Genomic DNA, 16,075 nt, shown 5'->3' on the forward strand with positions numbered 1-16,075 from the left:
GGCCGGCAGTGGCGGTACGAACGTTCGAGAAACCACGAGCGGCAGCGCCCTTTCGCCGGATTTGTCCGGGTCTGGAGCGACGGCCGTAGACGTCTGCCCGTCAACCATGTCACCACCCCCAACAGCCCAACTGCGCAACGTAGTGGTATCGCGACAGGCCGCTACAGGCAAGGCCAGGTCGTTGACAGGCAACACACTGCTATCATCCCGCGGCCGCGGCCGCGAGAACCGATCCGCCCGCACAGGCGACACGAAGATCAATGATGCTCACGGCCGACGGAGGCGCGAGTACAACATCATCGCACCTCCGTCGGCCGTTTCCACCGAACAACTTCCACCGAACAACTTCCAGCGCCGACCTCTAAGCCGCGCAGTCCGAGCAGACGGTCCGCCGGGCATCAGCAAGCTGGCTGCGGTGGTGCACGAGGAAGCAGTTGGTGCAGGTGAACTCGTCAGCCTGCCTCGGCAGCACCCGCAGGGCCAGCTCCTCGTCCCGAACCTCGGCATCGGGAAGATCCAGCTCGGCCTCGAGAGCATCAACATCATCTCCGAGGTCGGCGGCAGCCCCGGCGCGCTGCGCCTTCAATGTCTCCAGGCTCTGCTCCTGGAGCTCGTCCTCCTCGACATCAGCGCCCCGCCGGGCGTCGAAGTCACGAGCCATGAGTCTCCTTCCCTACCAGTTCTTATGGGCCGCACGCCCGCGGAGGCAGCGCACGACCGCATGTCGGTACCCACTCGGACCCATACCCGAACGGGATCGAGTGGTCACAATACGCAGCGACCCTGGCGCAGATACAGCCGGCGACGTTTGTCCACATCCACGTGTGGCCGGGGTGAGACAACGGATCTCTCCCGACCGACGCGAACAATACGGTCCCGCGCGTCAACAGGCCAGGCATCACGTGTGCAACCTGATGTCAGACCTGCCACATGGTCACGCTCAGGCCACGCTGTCCCCCTGTACGGGGACATCCGCCGGGCACCACGGACACGAGCGGGGTTCCCGCAGGCCTGGTCCTACAGGTAGAGGCCGGTCAGCCCGTCATCGAGGCGCTCGGCAGCCACCGCGTGCACGTCCCGCTCGCGCAACAGCACATAGGCCGTGCCGTGCAGCTCGACCTCGGCCCGTTCCTCGGGGTCGTAGAGCACACGATCATCCATCTGGATCGTCCGCACCGCCGTACCCACCGCGACCACATCCGCCCAGGACAGGCGCTTGCCCATGTGCGCGGTGGCGGGAATGACAATTCCCGCCTTCGACCGCCGATCGGCCGAGTCCTCGCGCGGGGCAACCAGGACGCGATCATGAAGAAGTCTGATCGGCAACGATCCCGCACGCATGTCCACACCGGCCATACCGCCGACGTCAGTCACACCGTTGACACCGCCGGAAGTAGCACTCACGTATCGGACCCTACCCGCCGCGACAAGGTCCTCCTACAACGGCAGGCACCGCAGGTCTCCACCCGGGCCGCAGCACACCGGACGACAACCGTCGATCGCCGATTCCGGGTGCAAGACCACGAACCTCCCCGGATGGGGAATGCAGCCCCAACGGGGTATAAGCTCCCGCCCATCACCGACCTGGCCGCTCCAGCCAGGCCGGAGAGCCCGTGCCGGAGCCGCCGATGACGCGGCCCGCGGACACCAGCACCGCAGGCCACCGCAGGCCACCGCAGGTCGGCACGCAGGTCGGCACGCGGAGAACCGCACGCAGAGAACGTGAGATGAGGCGCGACGATGGCTTTGCGAATCAGTGTTGACCTCGACGGCCTACGTTGGGTTGATCTGTTCCGGTTCGTCGATCTGGCCCGCAACGGTGGGATAGGCCCGGACGACCAGGTGGACGTAATCACCTATGGTAGTGACCCACTGTCGGTGAGTCTGTCCGCGCGGATCTACCCGCCGGCGGACGCGTTCGGGCCGGCCGACGCCGAGATCATCAATGAGCCGACGAGCCGACCGGCGATACCAGCCGTCGCCCCGCCGCAGGGTCCGCCGGCGCCCAACGGTTCACCGTTCGGTTACGACGCGCCTCCCGGCGAACGCGGCCCTGCCGGCAACGGCGCGCACTACCCGACGTTCGAGGCCCCCGGCGAACGCCAGGGCCAGGGGACGCCGAACCTGCCCTCCTTCTCGGGTGGTTACGACGGCCAGGGCGACCGCAACGCTCCGCCCCTCCCGGGTGGCACCCACTACCCGCCGTTTGACGGGCAGGGGGAACGCCTCGGACCTGGCGGGCCGGCCGGGCAGTTCGCCGGATTCGAACCGGTCTTCGACCGCCAGGGTGGCACGAAGGAGCCGGGGCCGGGTGGCCAGAGCCAGGTCGAGAGCCCCTATATCGAGGAGTTCGCCCGCCTGCAGGAAGGCCTGATGCGTCAGGCACGTCGTCCGGACGAAGTTCGCCCCGAACGGGGCTGAGCACACGACAAAACGGTCACAAAGGTGTGACAAACCACCCGGTGCGTGATGTAGTAGACAGGCCGGCCGGTCAGGGGCGGTACCGGTAACACGTCACGCGAAGCGATGGTGGATGCTGCCTGCGATGGAGGATCGGCGTACGGACGAAGTCGGGCGTTACTGCGATGAGTTGCGCTCGGAACTTCGCATGATCTCAAACGGGCCCGTCCTCGCCGGTCCTCGGATGATTCAGCACATCGGGTCCCTGCTCGCCATCCTCGACCTCCACCAGGCGAACGAGTTCGACCTCTGCGTGAGTTGTGACCGACTCTGGCCATGCCAGACAGTCATGGCCATCACGGGCGAGTCATCCGCGGGCAACAGCGCCCCCGCCCCAGAGCCGGACAAAACACCCCAAAAACAGGCACGGCCGGTTGTGCCTGCGCCCATGCCCGACCAGTACTCCCGCCCCGGGCCGACCCCGTTGACCCCGTTGACCCCGCATCCCAGCGGGCCGCTTCCCACCCTGGCGCCGCAGGGCCCGGGCACGGGTGCGTACCCGGTCTCGGCGACGGCCGGCAATCCCACGGGCTGGATCCCCTCGTCCACCGCCTCGTTGTCGACCGGGGCACATCGCATCCCGCCCCCACCGACGACCCTGCCGCCCAGCGCGCCACGGCCTCCGGCAACGCAGCCACCGACGGTCCAGCCATCGTTCGGGCAGGCACCGTTCGGGCAGGCACCGTTCGGAAATGAGAAGCTCCCGCCCCGGCCACCGGTACCGGCACCGGCACCGGTGAGCAGCGGCGATGAGATACCGACCCCTCAGCACCGCGAGCCGGCGATTCCCGCGGCACGCCTCGCACCTCCGATCTCCGGGCCGATGGGCATTCCACCCGGCCGGATGCCGGTTCATCCCGCACCGGTCAGCTATCCCGCGCCGGAAGCCCTACAGCTCCGCGCCCAGCATCCGGGCGTACCACGCGACGGGGCCGACAACGGCGGCGGCGATCGTTGGCCCGGGTACGGCGGCATCCTCGACGGCATCGACGTGATCTAGAGCCGCCGGATCCAGCCAGGCGCAAAGCCCTGACGCGGCGTGCACGCCATCCGGTCACACACAAGTGTCAACCCGTTCTCCCTGGGTAGCCATTGGAACGTGACAGCATCACCCTGACGAGGTTTGAATGCAGGCGACCGGTGGCATGAACGCGACGCCGGCGGCGGGCGCACGGCGATGGTCGGCAGTAGGCCCGCCGCCGCAGGCAGGGGGAAGGTGAGGCGTGGCCGAGGCACTGACCGCCCGCTTCGACCTGCCTGCCAATGCCCGTGCCGCAGGGCGGGCACGGCGTCTGATAAACGAGCTGCTCACCACCTGGGGCCGCGAGGAGGACGCCGAGGTCGCCCGCCTCCTGGTCAGCGAAGTGGTCACCAACGCCGTCCGCTACACCAGGTCCAACGACCCTCTGCGCGTCCAGGTTATCGCTCAGAGTGACCGGGTGCGGATCGCGGTCGGCGACGGGAGCACGATGCGTCCGGTTCTTCGGGCCGTGCGGGACGACGACGAGTCCGGACGTGGGATGCATCTCGTGGCCGCTCTCGCCAGCGAATGGGGCGTGGTGGACACGCTGGCCGACGACAGCCCCGGCAAGCACGTGTGGTTCGAGCTGGCCGCGCCCGTTCAGCCGCCCCTCCCCAGGGACCCGCGAAACCCCGCGGATGCGGCACCGCCCGCCACGGTCGGTCCCTGCTGAGGAGACCGCTCCGAAACGGGAAATCCGAATCTTTCGGTATATTCCGGTGGCCGACGACAGCACAGCGGCACCTAGTCGATCACTTCATGTCATCAACAGTGCTGTGTCGCGAACCGCGTTGTGTTACGAACAATGCCGTCTCACGAACAGTGCAGGGCCAGCGTCAGGGGGTCGTCATGCCCGTTCCCACGGATGTCCGGCTGGAGGTGCGGATTCTCCTCGACGCCGGCGGGCACCTGGTTGTGCAGCATCTGCCTGCCGAGTCCGCCTACGTCCTACCCGGCGGAGCCGTCGAACCCGGTGAGGATGTCGACGCGGCGGCAGCCCGGCACGTACGCGCGTTATCCGGCTCCCACACCCTTGTGGCGGACTTCGCCGGATGCATCGAGCACCCCAATCCGGGCGGGGGCCGCACGATCACCATGCTGTTCGCGGCCGACCTCCCGGACGACGCCGACATACCCACCGCCCATCTGAATGTGCCCCTCGTCCTGCTCCCGCTGAGCAACCGCGACGAGCTGCCGCTGGCCCCCGCCGCCGTCTCTGCCGCGACGGTCCGCTGGCTGGAGGACCACTGGCCGACGTGGTGGGGTCTGCCGGTCACCGAGTCCGACCCGTGGTGGAACCAGCTCCGCCTGTCGGCGCACTCGCTGCGGGCGCAGCTGCACGCCCGCCGGCACGAACTCGCCGACAGCGACTTCCGGGACGCGGCTGTCGCCATGTGCGCGCTCGTCGCCGCCGCCGACGGCACGATCGACGCTCGGGAACGAGAGGCGATGACACAGATCGTCACCACCGATCAGATCCTCGCCGCCTTCGCATCCGACGACCTGGTCCGCCTCTTCAACACCCATGTCGCGGCACTGCGCCGGGACCCTGCCGCGGGCCGGTCCGCGGCGTTCCGCGAAATCGCCAAGGTGCGGGGGCACCGGGTGCAGGCACGGTCGGTCGTCCAGTTCGGCGCGATGATCGGATACGCCGACGGCACGTTCGACCCGGACGAGCAGGCTGTCGTCCGCCGCGCGATGAGCATCCTCGGGCTCGACCCGTCGGCCCTGTCCGTGCAGGCCACGCAAACCGTTGACAGGTGACCCTCGACATTCCGCCCGACATTCCGCCCGACGACCAATCACCTGCCGGCCTGTCCGTCGATCAGGCCGTCCCACCCGCGAGGGAACGCATGTTCGAGAAAAATGACCCGACGTCGGTGGTGACGTCGGTGGTTCTGAGCGCGCGCCTGCTCTTCACGACAGGCGAACGGGTGCTCCTCGCCAACCGTCGCGGGTACTCGTGGTTCTTCCTGCCGGGCGGGAACGTCGAACCGGGCGAAAGCGTGGAGGATGCGCTGCGACGCAAGATCAAGGAGGAGGCCGGACTGATCGCGCACACCCTCGACTTCGTCGGCTGTGTGGAGCACTCCTACGTCGAGGACGGACTGCGGTGGCACGAGGTGAACATGGTGTTCGCGTCCACCCTGCCGCTGTTCGCGGAGATCGGCAGCCGGGAGAAGGCGATCGACGTCAGTTCCGTGGCCGTGGCCGACCTGGACGCCTTCGAGTTCCGGCCCGCACACCTGCGGACGGCCATCCAGAACTGGCTCAGTACCGGCCGACCGGCCTGGTACGGTCCGGGCGGCACGGCACCGGCGGTCGAGCCTGCCTGACGATCAGGCCGACACGGTCCAGCCTTTCTTTGGTTACCATAAGTAAAAAATTAATCACGGCGAGTTCGCACAGGTAGTGTTCGCGCCATGCCAGCCGCAGTGACGTGCCCCACCTGTCTGCAGCCGTCCCGGCGCCGATTCCGTTCCAGCCGCCCGCGGACCTGCTATCCGCCGGGTGAAGGCCGCGCTGTCCACGGGGGTGGCTCGCCGAAGGTCTCTCCACCGGATGTACGTTGTTCAGCATTCGTTATGAACCACGATCTACCGTTGGCACCATGATGCCCGGGCGGGCAGCCGCAGCAGCAGCAGCAGCAGCAGCTGACAGTACAGGCGTCGCCGCGCTGTCGCCGACCGTCATCCCCTACCCGCGGATCACACACCCGCTGGTGGGGGAACTACCCGGCGGCAGCGGGCTGGGTCCGCTCACGTTCACCGGCGCGTTCAGGCGCCGCTCGTGGACGCGTTGGATGCGCCGGCCGTGCACCCTGATCGCGTTCGCTGTCGCGGTCCCGATGACCGTGCTGCTCGCGGCCAGGTTCCGGACCGACGTCGCCACCAAACTGTCAAGCGTCCCGTCACCCGCCTGGCCGTGGCTCATGGTGTGCGCTGTCGCGTCAGCCGGCTTCTTTCTCGCCAACGCCTGCGCGCTGCGCGCGGCCAGCGGGCTGCCGCTGCCGCTGCGCACAGCGACCGCGGTGCAACTGGCAGCCGCGGCCGCAAACCGGGTACTACCCGCGGGCCTCGGCGCGATCGCGGTGAACATGCACTACCTCGAACGTCAGAAGCTGACCAGGTCGGCCGGCCTGAGCGCCGTCGCCGCAACGAAGATCGCGGTTGCTCTGACGCATGTCGTCGGCGTCGTCCTCGTCGCCGGGCTGGTCAGCGGTTCGGGCGCCGGGGATGCGCTCAGCGCACCGGTCGAGTCGGTCATGAAACACCTCGGACCCGGCCCGACCTTCGGATGCATCGGGGCGTGCCTGCTCGCCGGCGCCACGGTCGGGCTGCATCCGCGGATACGCAGGCGGCTGGGGCCGCAGTTGCGCACCGCCGGGCGGCACCTGGTGGTGCTGGCACGCTCTCCCCGGCGGACCGCTGTGCTGCTCCTGTCGGCAGCGGCCACCAAGGTCACCCAGATCGTGGCGCTCGCCGCATGCGTCTGGGCGTTCGGAAGTCCGGTGTCACTGCTGTCGGTCGCAACCATCTACCTCATCGGGTCCGTGGTCGCCGGGGCCGTCCCCACCGCGGGCAACGTAGGCGCGCTCGAACCCGCGCTCGCCCTCGGCCTGACCGCTACCGGCGGTGAAGCCGCGTCCATGCTCGCGGCCGTCCTCGTCTACCGGCTGATCAGCTACTGGTTGCCGGTACTGCCAGGAGTGATCGCGCTGACCACCCTGCGCCGCCGAGCCGTCCTGTAAGCGGCGTCGCCCAAGCGGCGTCGCCGAATCCCCACCGGGACCCGCAATCGGATCCCGGTGGGGATTCGGCCCGCGGACGAACTCACGGCATCCGGGCCCACACCGGCATCCGGATTTGCGGATCAGCCGACCCCCAGCCCCTTGCCGACCCGGGCACCGAGGTCCGGATCGACCTGTCGCCAGTACTCGACAACCCGCCGTTGGACGTCCACCTGAACGTCCTGGGACGCGTGACCGACGATGTTCGTCACCAGATGGTCCCGGTCGGTGTCGGACATCACATCGCGGTACAGCGTGCCGGCCTGACCGAAATCGTCGTCGTCACGACGGAGCGTGTAAGCCGTCCGGACGAACTCACCGTCGGCCTCCCACACAGCCTCCTCGCCATAGCGGATCGTGTCGGCCTTGGGCCCGTCGTAGCTGTTCGGCGCGTACACCGGGTCGCTGGACGGCCCATAGCGCATCGCGCCGTCCTTGTTGTAGGAGTGGACGGGTACCTTCGGACGGTTGATCGGCAGTTGCAGGTAGTTCGGGCCAATTCGGTAACGGTGCGTGTCCGGGTACGAGAACAACCTGCCGAGCAGCATCTTGTCCGGACTCGGACCGATCCCGGGCACCATGTTGGCCGGTTCGAACGACGCCTGCTCCACCTCCGTGAAGTAGTCGTCGGGGTTGCGGTCCAGGACCATCCGCCCGATCGTGATCGGCGGGTAGTCCGCATGCGGCCAGACCTTGGTCAGGTCGAACGGGTTGAACCGGTAGGTGGCCGCCTCCGCGAACGGCATGATCTGGATCTCCAGACGCCAGACCGGGAAGTCGCCGTCACGGATCGACGATGCGAGATCTCGGATGTGGAGGTCCGGGTCGACCGACACCCTGGCCTTCGCCTCGTCGTCGGTGAAGGTGTCAATGCCCTGCTCGGTCTTGAAGTGGTACTTCACCCAGAACCGCTCACCGGCCGCGTTCACCCACATGAAGGTGTGGCTGCCATAGCCGTTCATGTGCCGCCAGCTGCGCGGCGTCCCTCGGTCGCTCATCAGGATCAGTACCTGGTGGGCGGACTCGGGTGACAGCGTCCAGAAGTCCCACTGCATGTTGTTGTCCCGCAGGTGGGTGTCGGCCCGCCGCTTCTGCGAGTGGATGAAGTCGGAGAACTTGCTCGGATCCCGCACAAAGAAGATCGGCGTGTTGTTGCCGACCAGGTCGTAGTTACCCTCATCGGTGTAGAACTTCACCGCGAAGCCGCGAGGGTCACGAACCGTGTCGGCGCTTCCGAGTTCACCTGCAACGGTGGAGAACCGGACGAACACATCAGTGCGCTTACCCACTTCGGACAGGAACGCCGCCTTCGTGTACGGCGTCACATCCGCGGTCACCTCGAAATGGCCGTGCGCACCGCCGCCCTTGGCGTGGACGACCCGTTCGGGCACCCGCTCCCGATTGAACTGGGCCATCTTCTGGATCAGATAGTGGTCCTGAAGCAGCAACGGGCCGTCCGGACCGACGGACAGCGAATGCTCGTCGCTCGGCGCCGGGATGCCCGCGTCGGTCGTCGTCACAGGTGTCGGATTCGCAGGTGGTCGAGACTCTGCCATTGAGACTCACTCCTGTCATCTGTCGTCGTTGCGGCCCTGTCCCTCGACGGGGCCTGCTTGCGACGGGGACGAAGAGTGCCTACCCGCCCGGCATCGCCGATAGTCACGGGATCCAGCGCATCCGCCTCGTTCCCGGCACCGACAGATGGTGGTTGTCACCGATACGCAGCTCGAACCACGCCGAGGTCACGCGGGTTCGTTGAGGCGCAGGATCGTCGGCGTCTCGTGTTCACACCCGAGGACGGACAGCCCACCGGCATCCAGGACGCGCCGAGCACCGGCTCGAGCGCAAGCCAGCGTGCGACCAGCACCCGCGGCATGTGACCGTGCCCGACCAGGGCCACATCCCCGTGTTCCAGATACGGCCGGACACGGTCGATCACCCGGTCGGCACGTACACCGACCTGCACGGGCGTCTCACCGACCTGATGGCACAGCTATGGCTCACGGCCTCCCGGTCAGACGGCAGAAGACCTCAGCACATCACCCGGATCGGGTCGGTGCTGCCAGAAGCACCGACGTCAGGAAAAGCGCCGGCGTCAGGAAAAGCGCCGGCGGCGACGCCGACGCCCGGCGAAGATCAGCAGCATTACGCCTGTCCCGGCGATGGCCACGCGATCCCATCGGACGGACCGCCGCATGACAAGACCCGAACCGAACCCGCCGGGAAGCCCGGGTCGCTCCGCCGGACCACCGAAGGCGAACGCGTCATCGTCGGAGCCTGCGGGGATGGCCTCCGGGCCACCGGAGACACTCGCCAACACCTTCTGCCGGACCTCCGCAGCCCTGTTCCTGATCTGTTCGCCGGTCCGCTCCGCAACCCGTCTGGGGCTGACCAGCTCGGCGATCGCATCCAAGGTCACCGCCAGCTCGGCGCGGGTGTTCTCGATCTGCTGCTGGATGGCAGCCGGGTCCTGCGGCACCGATCTCGCCCTTTCGTCCGCGCAATGACTATCCAGGGAACCTAGAGAACACTGTGTGACGACCGCGAGCGGGGGCGTCGACGCCAGGAATCCGACGCCGTGTCAGGCACCTTTCGGTCTGCTACGGCACTACAAAGGATCGTGCCAGAACGGCCACATGGACGCGAGGCGAAACGGCGGTGAGCGGTACACCTCACCAACGTCGAGGGGAGGGCGACGTCCAGCGCAGGACCAGTGTCTACCCTGGTCCGGTGAGCCGCCAACCGCGTCCGGAGCAGACGCGGTCACGGTTGACACATCCTTTTCATCCAGTCTCGTCCGGTATACGCGCCGACTGGCGCGCGCTCTGGAACACGAAGTGGCACGGGCGACTCGGGCAGGGCGCGTGGTTCGCCGTGCCATCGGTCGCCCTGGCTCTGCTCGCGCACCTGGCATCCGTCGCACCGTGCCCCGGCCCGCTGCTGACCGCTGCCGCCTTACTCGGCCTGACCGGGCTGGCCGCGGGCGTCAGCGCCGCACGATCCCGGCCAACCGCACGATCCCGACTTTCGGGCATCCGCAACCGTCCCGCCCGCTTCGGTGGGCCGGCGGAGTACCTGGTCGCACTCGTGACCCAGGCAGGCCTGCACGGACTTTTCGTGTTGTCGGCACCGCCCCGAGCGGCCCGGCCCGCCCTGCTTGAACGCATGCTCTGCCACCCACCCGCTGCCGGGGATCGGGCACTCGAACAGCTCGGGAACCCGGGTGCGGACCTTGCCGCCGGAGCCGTCCGAGCCCTTCCCCGCAGTATGCAGAGCTCCGGCTGGGCACCGGAGGCACGCGGCCTCCTGGTGCTGGCCGCCCACACGGTCGCGGCGGCGGGAGCCCTCTGGTGGCTGCGGCGCGGGACGGCGACGGTCCGGGCGGCTGTACGGCTGCTCGCCAGCCGGCTGACGCCGCTCGCCGCATCCTCCGAGGTCCTGCGTCCAACCCGGCGCAGCGTACCGGTCACCCGGCAGCAGCCCCCCTGGCTACGAACGGTCAGCCTGCGGTACACCCTCGTGCGCCGCGGGCCCCCGGGACGGCCGACTCCTGCCGCTGTTGCGGTCTTCTGACGCCCGGCTCGGCCGACCACGGCCTTCCCGTTCGGCGTGTGCTTCGCTGCCACATTCTCACAACTCCCGCCCATTACGAGGAGTTATGTCAGATTTGCTTATTTTTGCGCGCTGGGGTCGGCTGCTCGCCGGGTCACTGACCGTGCTCACGCTCGTCATCGCCGGCTGCTCGTCAGGTAGCGAGTCGGCGGTGACGATCGTGGACGGTTCCGGGGCGTCCACGGGACTGCGCGGCACAGCGCTCACCCGGCCCATCGACAAACCCACGCTGAACCTGACGGACACCGCCGGCCAACCGTTCGACCTGCGGTCCCGCACCGCAGGCAAGGTCACACTGCTGTTCTTCGGCTACACCCACTGCCCGGATGTCTGCCCGACGACGATGGCCGACATCGCGGCAGCGCTCGAAGCAGTACCGACCTCGGTACGGTCGCAGGTCGCAACGGTGTTCGTCAGCACGGACCCCGAACGTGACACCGGTGAAGTACTCGCCCAGTGGCTGGGCCAGTTCGACCCGTCCTTCATCGGAGTCCGAGGCACCCTGGCACAGGTACGCGCACAGGCGGACGCCCTCGGCATCCCGCTGGAGGAACCGGTACGCCAGGCGAACGGTACCTATACCGTCACGCATGGCACGCAGGTCATCGCGTTCACCAAGGACGACAAGGCCAGGGTCCTGTATCTGGCCGGAACGCAGGTTGCGGACTACGCGCACGACCTGTCGATCCTGGTCAACACCGGAAAGACCATGTGAAAACATGACAAAAGAACAGACAACGGATATTTCAGGTATAGACCCGGTGACCTCGACACCTGCACGGACACCCAATCGGATGCTCGCTCAGGCGGGGCTGACCGGCCCGCGGCTCGCCCGGGTCGGTCCGACTGTCCTGCGATTCGGCCTGGCCGCTCTCTGGCTCGCCGCCGGCATCCTCAAGATCGGCGACCCGCAGGGGATGGTGCACTCCGTGCGAGCCTTCCGCATCCTGCCGGAGTCACTCGTGCACCCCGTCGCCTACGCCGTCCCGTTCGTGGAGATCGCGTTGGGGCTGCTCCTGCTCGTGGGCCTTGCCGTCCGGGTGGGCGCCGTCGTATCCGCGCTGCTGCTCGCGGTCTACATCGCGGCGATCGCATCCGCGGCCGCGCGTGGTCTGCACATCGAATGCGGCTGCTTCTCCGCAGGAGGCAACCTCACCGCCGACGCGCCGACCCATTACGCCGAAGAGATCATCCGGGACAGCCTGCTGCTCCTCGCGAGTGGCCTGCTGGTGCGCTGGCCGGCGAGCGCCTTCGCCATCGACCGCCTCCTCGACCGACCGTTTCAGGAGAACCCATGAGTGCCGCATCGAGGAAGAACGCGTCCCTGCGAAAGGAACCCGGCCAGACCTCGGCGGACGCCCGGCGGGAGAAAGCTTCGGCGGCCCGGACCGCCGAAGCGGCCAGGACACGGCGACGACAACGGATCATCATCACGTCCGCGGTCGTGGCTGTGCTCGCGCTGGTCGGCGTGATCGGTTTTGTCGTCCAGAGCAGCCGGACCGGATCCACTCCCGTGGTTGTGCCGGCGAACGCGACCGGCACGGACAACGGAATCGTCGTCGGAAAACCGGATGCCCCGGTCACCGTAGACCTCTACGAGGACTTCCAGTGCCCGATCTGCGGGGAGCTGGAGAAATCCGTCGGCTCCACCGTCCAGAACCTGATAGACAACGGGAAGATCAAGGCCGTTTACCACATGATGTCCTTCCTCGGACCGGAATCCGTCCGGGCGGCAAACGCGGCGTCGGCCGCCGCCCAGGAAGGAAGTTTCAAGCAATACCATGATGTTCTCTACGCCAATCAGCCGCCCGAGCGGACCGGTGGATTCCAGAACAGCACGTTGACGCAACTCGGCGCGAGGGTCGGCCTGACCTCGGAGGCGTTCACCAGCGCGGTGGGCAACGGGACGTACAACGGCTACGTCGCGAAGGTCGAGGACAACGCGTCCAAGCGCGCTGTCACCGGCACACCCACGGTGTTCGTCAACGGCCAGCAGCTGGCCAGCTCGGCTCTGACACCGGACGGCTTCACGGCCGCGGTGAACAGCGCCGCCGGCAGCGGCACCGGCCCGGCCCCGACACCCACCGGGTAGCCGGGCAGCACGGTCCGGATGGGTGACGGTGAACGCCGCACCGGCCACGACCACGGTCACCCGTCCGGACTCCTACAACGATCGTCGCCGTGCGACGATCGCCGGCCCGGACGCGGGACGCAGTACGGCGCAGTACGGCGCCGCGAGGTGAGATAGCGACTATGGACGCCGCACAGTGGGACCGCCGGCACGCCGGTACCGGTCTGCTGTGGACCGCCGAGCCGAACCAGGTCGTGATCGAGCAGCTCACCGCCCTCACCCCGGGACGCGCCCTGGATCTTGCCTGCGGCGAGGGCCGCAATGCCGTCTGGCTTGCCACCCGGGGTTGGCGGGTCACCGGCATGGACTTCTCGGAAGTCGCGATCCGCAAGGCCCGCGAGCTGTCCCGCCGCTTCGACGTGACACCCGACTGGATCCACGCCGACGTCCTGGAATGGACGCCGGCGCCCGGATCCTACGATCTGGTGACCATCTGCTACCTGCACCTTCCGGCCGCCGAACGCCGGGCGGTGCTCAGGCGCGCGGCCCACGCCCTCGTCCCCGGCGGGACGCTGCTGGTACTCGGGCACGACCGGGCGAACCTCACCGACGGCTCCGAGGGACCCGCCGACCCCCAGCTCCTGCTCGACGCGGACGAACTGTTGGAGGACCTGGCGGACGGCCCGCCGGTGCGGATCCGTCGAGCCGGCCGCATCCTGCGCCCGACAGGAACGGACGGTCGGGCACCTACAGCGATCGACACTCTGCTGGTCGGGGTCAGACCCGATCCGGTGTCGGCCCATCCGGCGTTCGTCGAACCGGCTGGCCTCCCCGGCCGCAGCCAGCCCACCGGGCCCACCTCGACATCCGTCTCCGTGTCGGTGGGTGGCTTCGTCGTCGTCCACCGGATGCCCGAGGTTGCGGAACTACGCAGGCTGCGTACCGCGGGCGGCCTGCCCGATCCCGGTCCCGAGGCCGCGGCGGACGCCATCGACGGCAGCCTCGCCGGGCTGTGCGTGGAAGCCGCGGACGAGCCCGGACGAGCGGTGGGATGCGGCCGGATCGTCGGGGACGGCCGGACGTTCCTGGTCATCATGGATGTCGCGATCGACCCGATGGTGTACGCCGACGCCGATGCGGACGCCGACGTCGACCTTTCCGCGCTGATCGTGAACGAGCTGCGCAGATGGGCGGCCACCCAGGTGGATCCGACCGCGTTCGTCGGAGTCGCGACGTTGGCCGGCGTCGAGCCGTTGGGGCGCGGTTCCTGACCAGACCGGCCCCGCGTCACCGGCCCCGCGTCACCGGCCCCGCGTCACCGGCCCCGCGTCACCGGCCCCGCGTCACCGGACTCCACCCGGTCGGCGCGGGACTCGTCCGGGGGGTCGGGTTGGCGGTGATGCTGCGGGCAGGCTAGCTTTCCGGTCATGACCGAGACTGCCGAAGCTGTCCGTCTCACCTCCGGTGACACCGCGCCGGACTTCACCCTGCCCGACGCCGACGGCAACCAGGTGTCGCTGTCGTCGTTGCGGGGACGCCGGGTGGTCGTGTACTTCTACCCGGCGGCATCCACCCCCGGATGTACCAAGCAGGCTTGCGACTTCCGGGACAGCCTCACCCAGCTGAACGACGCCGGCATCGACGTGCTCGGCATCTCCCCGGACAAGCCCGCGAAGCTCGTGAAGTTCCGCGACAACGAGAAGCTGACGTTTCCACTGCTGTCCGACCCGGAGCGGGCGGTGCTCACCGCCTACGGCGCGTACGGCGAGAAGACGCTCTACGGTAAGAAGACCCTGGGCGTGATCCGTTCGACCTTTGTCGTGGACGCCGACGGGAAGATCGAGAAGGCGATGTACAACGTCAAGGCGACCGGTCACGTCGCCAAGGTCATCCGGGATCTCAACCTGGCCGGCTGAGAGGGCCTGCCGTCCGGCTGCTCCGTCTGCCTGCCTGCACGGCTGCCTGCCTGCGCGGCGCAAAACGGGTGGACGCACCCGGGCTGCGGAACGCTACTGTGGTACCTACGCGGGAGTGGCGGAATGGCAGACGCAGCAGACTTAGGATCTGCCGCCTTCGGGCGTGGGGGTTCAAGTCCCCCCTCCCGCACCACCGGTCACGACCAGCCGGATTCCCTGCGTAGCAGCAGGTCACGCGGCACCTTGCCGATCATCATCTGCTGCACTGGCCGAGGCGGAGTCCTCGCGGGCACAGTTGGCCCGCGGCCTCGGACTGCCGTCCTTCTTCTACAGCTCGATCGGCGTAACAGTGGCTATCCAGATCGCCGCAGCCGCCGTTGAGGTCGCCTTCGATACAGGCTGGACCCGATTGCTGTCGATCGCCGGAGCCGCCATCTTCGCCCTGACGGCGGGCATCCAGCTGTTCCGGTTCCGGCGGCTCAACGGGGTGCGGATCGGGGGACTCACGAGCCGGGTCGTGCTCGGAACGGGGCGGGCTGCGGCGACCTCGTACGCGCTGGCTCTGGGCGCCGCGTTCTGGGCGCCGCGTTCTGGGCTGCCCTCGCCGGGCTGTGGTGGCTGGTGGCTGTCTGCGCGTGTGCTGGGGGACTGGCCTACACGTTGAGCGGCCGACGTTGGTTGCGCCTCTACAGAGGAGACCCGGCGACTCACGCTCGTGCCGAGTCGGCCGGGTGGCTGGTGGTCATCTCGGCCCTTGCACTGGCCGCGCTGGCGCTGCTGGTGCTGGTCGGCCACTGATGCTTGAGCTGGATGCCAACCTGCACGCACCGGCCCGGCTGAGGCTGAGGCTGAGGCTGAGGCTGAGGCTGATGACCATGCTGACCGCTGTGTCCGAAGCAGAGTTCTCTACCATTCGCGACAGCCTCGAGGTCAGCGACTCGGTGCTTTCCAAACACGTGGGCGCCCTCGCGTCGCTCGGCTACGTCAGGAGCCACAAAGGAGTTCACGGCGGTCGCCGAACCACGTGGATCTCGCTGACTGCGCCGGGTAGGGCCGCCCTGAGCGCCCACGTTGCCGCACTGCAAGAGGTCATCGCCGGGGAACATGCTGATCTGGATCGCCGCACTGATCTTCAAGACGCAGCGGATCCGATGAGGAACCGGCTACGTGAGCTGCGGGCCGGGCGGCGCTGGAGCCAGGCGGAC

At 68.2% G+C, this 16,075-nt stretch carries 21 protein-coding genes and 1 tRNA gene; 17 read left to right on the plus strand and 5 right to left on the minus strand.

All coding sequences use genetic code 11. The features are described from left to right. Positions 1-361: 361 nt before the first annotated feature. A complete protein-coding gene (locus tag NBW77_RS19655; protein ID WP_131745895.1) occupies positions 362-661 on the minus strand; it encodes a DUF4193 family protein in 300 nt (99 codons plus the stop codon). A 356-nt stretch (positions 662-1,017) separates the two neighbouring features. After that, positions 1,018-1,404, minus strand: a complete 387-nt coding sequence (locus NBW77_RS19660; protein ID WP_131745894.1) for a GroES family chaperonin — start codon at positions 1,402-1,404, stop codon at positions 1,018-1,020. A 336-nt stretch (positions 1,405-1,740) separates the two neighbouring features. Between NBW77_RS19660 and NBW77_RS19665 the strand changes: the two genes are divergently transcribed. The 6 genes from NBW77_RS19665 to NBW77_RS19690 all read left to right on the plus strand — a co-directional run bounded on the left by NBW77_RS19665 (position 1,741) and on the right by NBW77_RS19690 (position 7,232). Beyond that, positions 1,741-2,421, plus strand: coding sequence for a chromosomal replication initiator protein DnaA (locus NBW77_RS19665; RefSeq protein WP_131745893.1), 681 nt, complete (start codon positions 1,741-1,743; stop codon positions 2,419-2,421). A 187-nt stretch (positions 2,422-2,608) separates the two neighbouring features. Then, entirely contained in the window at positions 2,609-3,460 is an 852-nt protein-coding gene (locus NBW77_RS19670) for a hypothetical protein (RefSeq protein ID WP_165485902.1), read from the plus strand. Positions 3,461-3,683: 223 nt separating this feature from the next. Next, complete coding sequence (locus tag NBW77_RS19675) at positions 3,684-4,154, plus strand: ATP-binding protein (protein ID WP_131745891.1); 471 nt, start codon at positions 3,684-3,686, stop codon at positions 4,152-4,154. Between the two features lie 176 nt (positions 4,155-4,330). Further along, on the plus strand, positions 4,331-5,245 hold the full coding sequence (locus NBW77_RS19680; RefSeq protein ID WP_165485901.1) for a TerB family tellurite resistance protein: 915 nt from the start codon (positions 4,331-4,333) through the stop codon (positions 5,243-5,245). Continuing rightward, entirely contained in the window at positions 5,242-5,817 is a 576-nt protein-coding gene (locus tag NBW77_RS19685; protein WP_284346959.1) for an NUDIX domain-containing protein, read from the plus strand. The genes NBW77_RS19680 and NBW77_RS19685 overlap by 4 nt, the downstream gene beginning before the upstream one ends. Positions 5,818-6,092: 275 nt before the next feature. Next, positions 6,093-7,232, plus strand: coding sequence for a lysylphosphatidylglycerol synthase transmembrane domain-containing protein (locus tag NBW77_RS19690; protein WP_242605672.1), 1,140 nt, complete (start codon positions 6,093-6,095; stop codon positions 7,230-7,232). A 122-nt stretch (positions 7,233-7,354) separates the two neighbouring features. Here the strand turns inward: NBW77_RS19690 and NBW77_RS19695 are convergent, their stop codons facing one another. The 3 genes from NBW77_RS19695 to NBW77_RS19705 all read right to left on the minus strand — a co-directional run bounded on the left by NBW77_RS19695 (position 7,355) and on the right by NBW77_RS19705 (position 9,750). Then, positions 7,355-8,827, minus strand: a complete 1,473-nt coding sequence (locus tag NBW77_RS19695; protein WP_131745889.1) for a catalase — start codon at positions 8,825-8,827, stop codon at positions 7,355-7,357. Between the two features lie 155 nt (positions 8,828-8,982). Next, positions 8,983-9,237: a histidine phosphatase family protein gene (locus tag NBW77_RS19700; protein WP_242605671.1), complete on the minus strand. Its 255-nt coding sequence runs from the start codon at positions 9,235-9,237 to the stop codon at positions 8,983-8,985. A 129-nt stretch (positions 9,238-9,366) separates the two neighbouring features. Next, positions 9,367-9,750, minus strand: coding sequence for a DUF3618 domain-containing protein (locus NBW77_RS19705; RefSeq protein ID WP_131745888.1), 384 nt, complete (start codon positions 9,748-9,750; stop codon positions 9,367-9,369). 290 nt (positions 9,751-10,040) lie between these two features. Between NBW77_RS19705 and NBW77_RS19710 the strand changes: the two genes are divergently transcribed. The 11 genes from NBW77_RS19710 to NBW77_RS19755 all read left to right on the plus strand — a co-directional run. Beyond that, positions 10,041-10,844, plus strand: a complete 804-nt coding sequence (locus tag NBW77_RS19710) for a hypothetical protein (protein WP_250280128.1) — start codon at positions 10,041-10,043, stop codon at positions 10,842-10,844. 85 nt (positions 10,845-10,929) lie between these two features. Beyond that, positions 10,930-11,598, plus strand: a complete 669-nt coding sequence (locus tag NBW77_RS19715; RefSeq protein WP_131745886.1) for an SCO family protein — start codon at positions 10,930-10,932, stop codon at positions 11,596-11,598. Positions 11,599-11,644: 46 nt separating this feature from the next. Then, positions 11,645-12,181: a MauE/DoxX family redox-associated membrane protein gene (locus NBW77_RS19720; RefSeq protein ID WP_349817056.1), complete on the plus strand. Its 537-nt coding sequence runs from the start codon at positions 11,645-11,647 to the stop codon at positions 12,179-12,181. Then, positions 12,178-12,975 carry a DsbA family protein gene (locus NBW77_RS19725; protein WP_131745884.1) on the plus strand — a complete coding sequence of 266 codons (798 nt, stop codon included), beginning with the start codon at positions 12,178-12,180 and terminating at the stop codon, positions 12,973-12,975. Before NBW77_RS19720 ends, NBW77_RS19725 begins: the two co-directional genes overlap by 4 nt. Positions 12,976-13,003: 28 nt before the next feature. Then, positions 13,004-13,126 carry a hypothetical protein gene (locus NBW77_RS22155; protein ID WP_284346960.1) on the plus strand — a complete coding sequence of 41 codons (123 nt, stop codon included), beginning with the start codon at positions 13,004-13,006 and terminating at the stop codon, positions 13,124-13,126. A 10-nt stretch (positions 13,127-13,136) separates the two neighbouring features. Further along, on the plus strand, positions 13,137-14,225 hold the full coding sequence (locus NBW77_RS19730; protein ID WP_131745883.1) for a class I SAM-dependent methyltransferase: 1,089 nt from the start codon (positions 13,137-13,139) through the stop codon (positions 14,223-14,225). A 156-nt stretch (positions 14,226-14,381) separates the two neighbouring features. Then, the gene (gene bcp, locus NBW77_RS19735; RefSeq protein ID WP_131745882.1) at positions 14,382-14,870 is read left to right on the plus strand and encodes a thioredoxin-dependent thiol peroxidase; all 489 of its coding nucleotides are present in this window, start codon (positions 14,382-14,384) and stop codon (positions 14,868-14,870) included. A gap of 109 nt (positions 14,871-14,979) precedes the next feature. Next, positions 14,980-15,063 (plus strand) — tRNA-Leu (locus NBW77_RS19740). Between the two features lie 102 nt (positions 15,064-15,165). Beyond that, the gene (locus NBW77_RS19745) at positions 15,166-15,534 is read left to right on the plus strand and encodes a hypothetical protein (RefSeq protein WP_250280129.1); all 369 of its coding nucleotides are present in this window, start codon (positions 15,166-15,168) and stop codon (positions 15,532-15,534) included. Further along, positions 15,531-15,668 carry a hypothetical protein gene (locus NBW77_RS19750; protein ID WP_250280130.1) on the plus strand — a complete coding sequence of 46 codons (138 nt, stop codon included), beginning with the start codon at positions 15,531-15,533 and terminating at the stop codon, positions 15,666-15,668. Before NBW77_RS19745 ends, NBW77_RS19750 begins: the two co-directional genes overlap by 4 nt. Continuing rightward, positions 15,668-16,075 (plus strand): transcriptional regulator (locus NBW77_RS19755; RefSeq protein ID WP_131745881.1); only part of this gene is annotated, 408 nt, incomplete at its 3' end. The genes NBW77_RS19750 and NBW77_RS19755, both read left to right, overlap by 1 nt.

It is taken from the genome of Frankia sp. Cppng1_Ct_nod (assembly GCF_920656135.1).
Lineage (GTDB): Bacteria > Actinomycetota > Actinomycetes > Frankiales > Frankiaceae > Protofrankia > Protofrankia meridionalis.

Excerpts from the sequence above, each read along its gene's own strand:
- NBW77_RS19655 (WP_131745895.1), bottom strand. The coding sequence starts at position 661 with ATGGCTCGTGACTTCGACGCCCGGCGGGGCGCTGATGTCGAGGAGGAC.
- NBW77_RS19665 (WP_131745893.1), top strand. The coding sequence starts at position 1,741 with ATGGCTTTGCGAATCAGTGTTGACCTCGACGGCCTACGTTGGGTTGAT.
- NBW77_RS19670 (WP_165485902.1), top strand. The coding sequence starts at position 2,609 with ATGATCTCAAACGGGCCCGTCCTCGCCGGTCCTCGGATGATTCAGCAC.
- NBW77_RS19680 (WP_165485901.1), top strand. The coding sequence starts at position 4,331 with ATGCCCGTTCCCACGGATGTCCGGCTGGAGGTGCGGATTCTCCTCGAC.
- NBW77_RS19690 (WP_242605672.1), top strand. The coding sequence starts at position 6,093 with ATGATGCCCGGGCGGGCAGCCGCAGCAGCAGCAGCAGCAGCAGCTGAC.
- NBW77_RS19695 (WP_131745889.1), bottom strand. The coding sequence starts at position 8,827 with ATGGCAGAGTCTCGACCACCTGCGAATCCGACACCTGTGACGACGACC.
- NBW77_RS19715 (WP_131745886.1), top strand. The coding sequence starts at position 10,930 with ATGTCAGATTTGCTTATTTTTGCGCGCTGGGGTCGGCTGCTCGCCGGG.
- NBW77_RS19725 (WP_131745884.1), top strand. The coding sequence starts at position 12,178 with ATGAGTGCCGCATCGAGGAAGAACGCGTCCCTGCGAAAGGAACCCGGC.
- NBW77_RS19730 (WP_131745883.1), top strand. The coding sequence starts at position 13,137 with ATGGACGCCGCACAGTGGGACCGCCGGCACGCCGGTACCGGTCTGCTG.
- bcp (WP_131745882.1), top strand. The coding sequence starts at position 14,382 with ATGACCGAGACTGCCGAAGCTGTCCGTCTCACCTCCGGTGACACCGCG.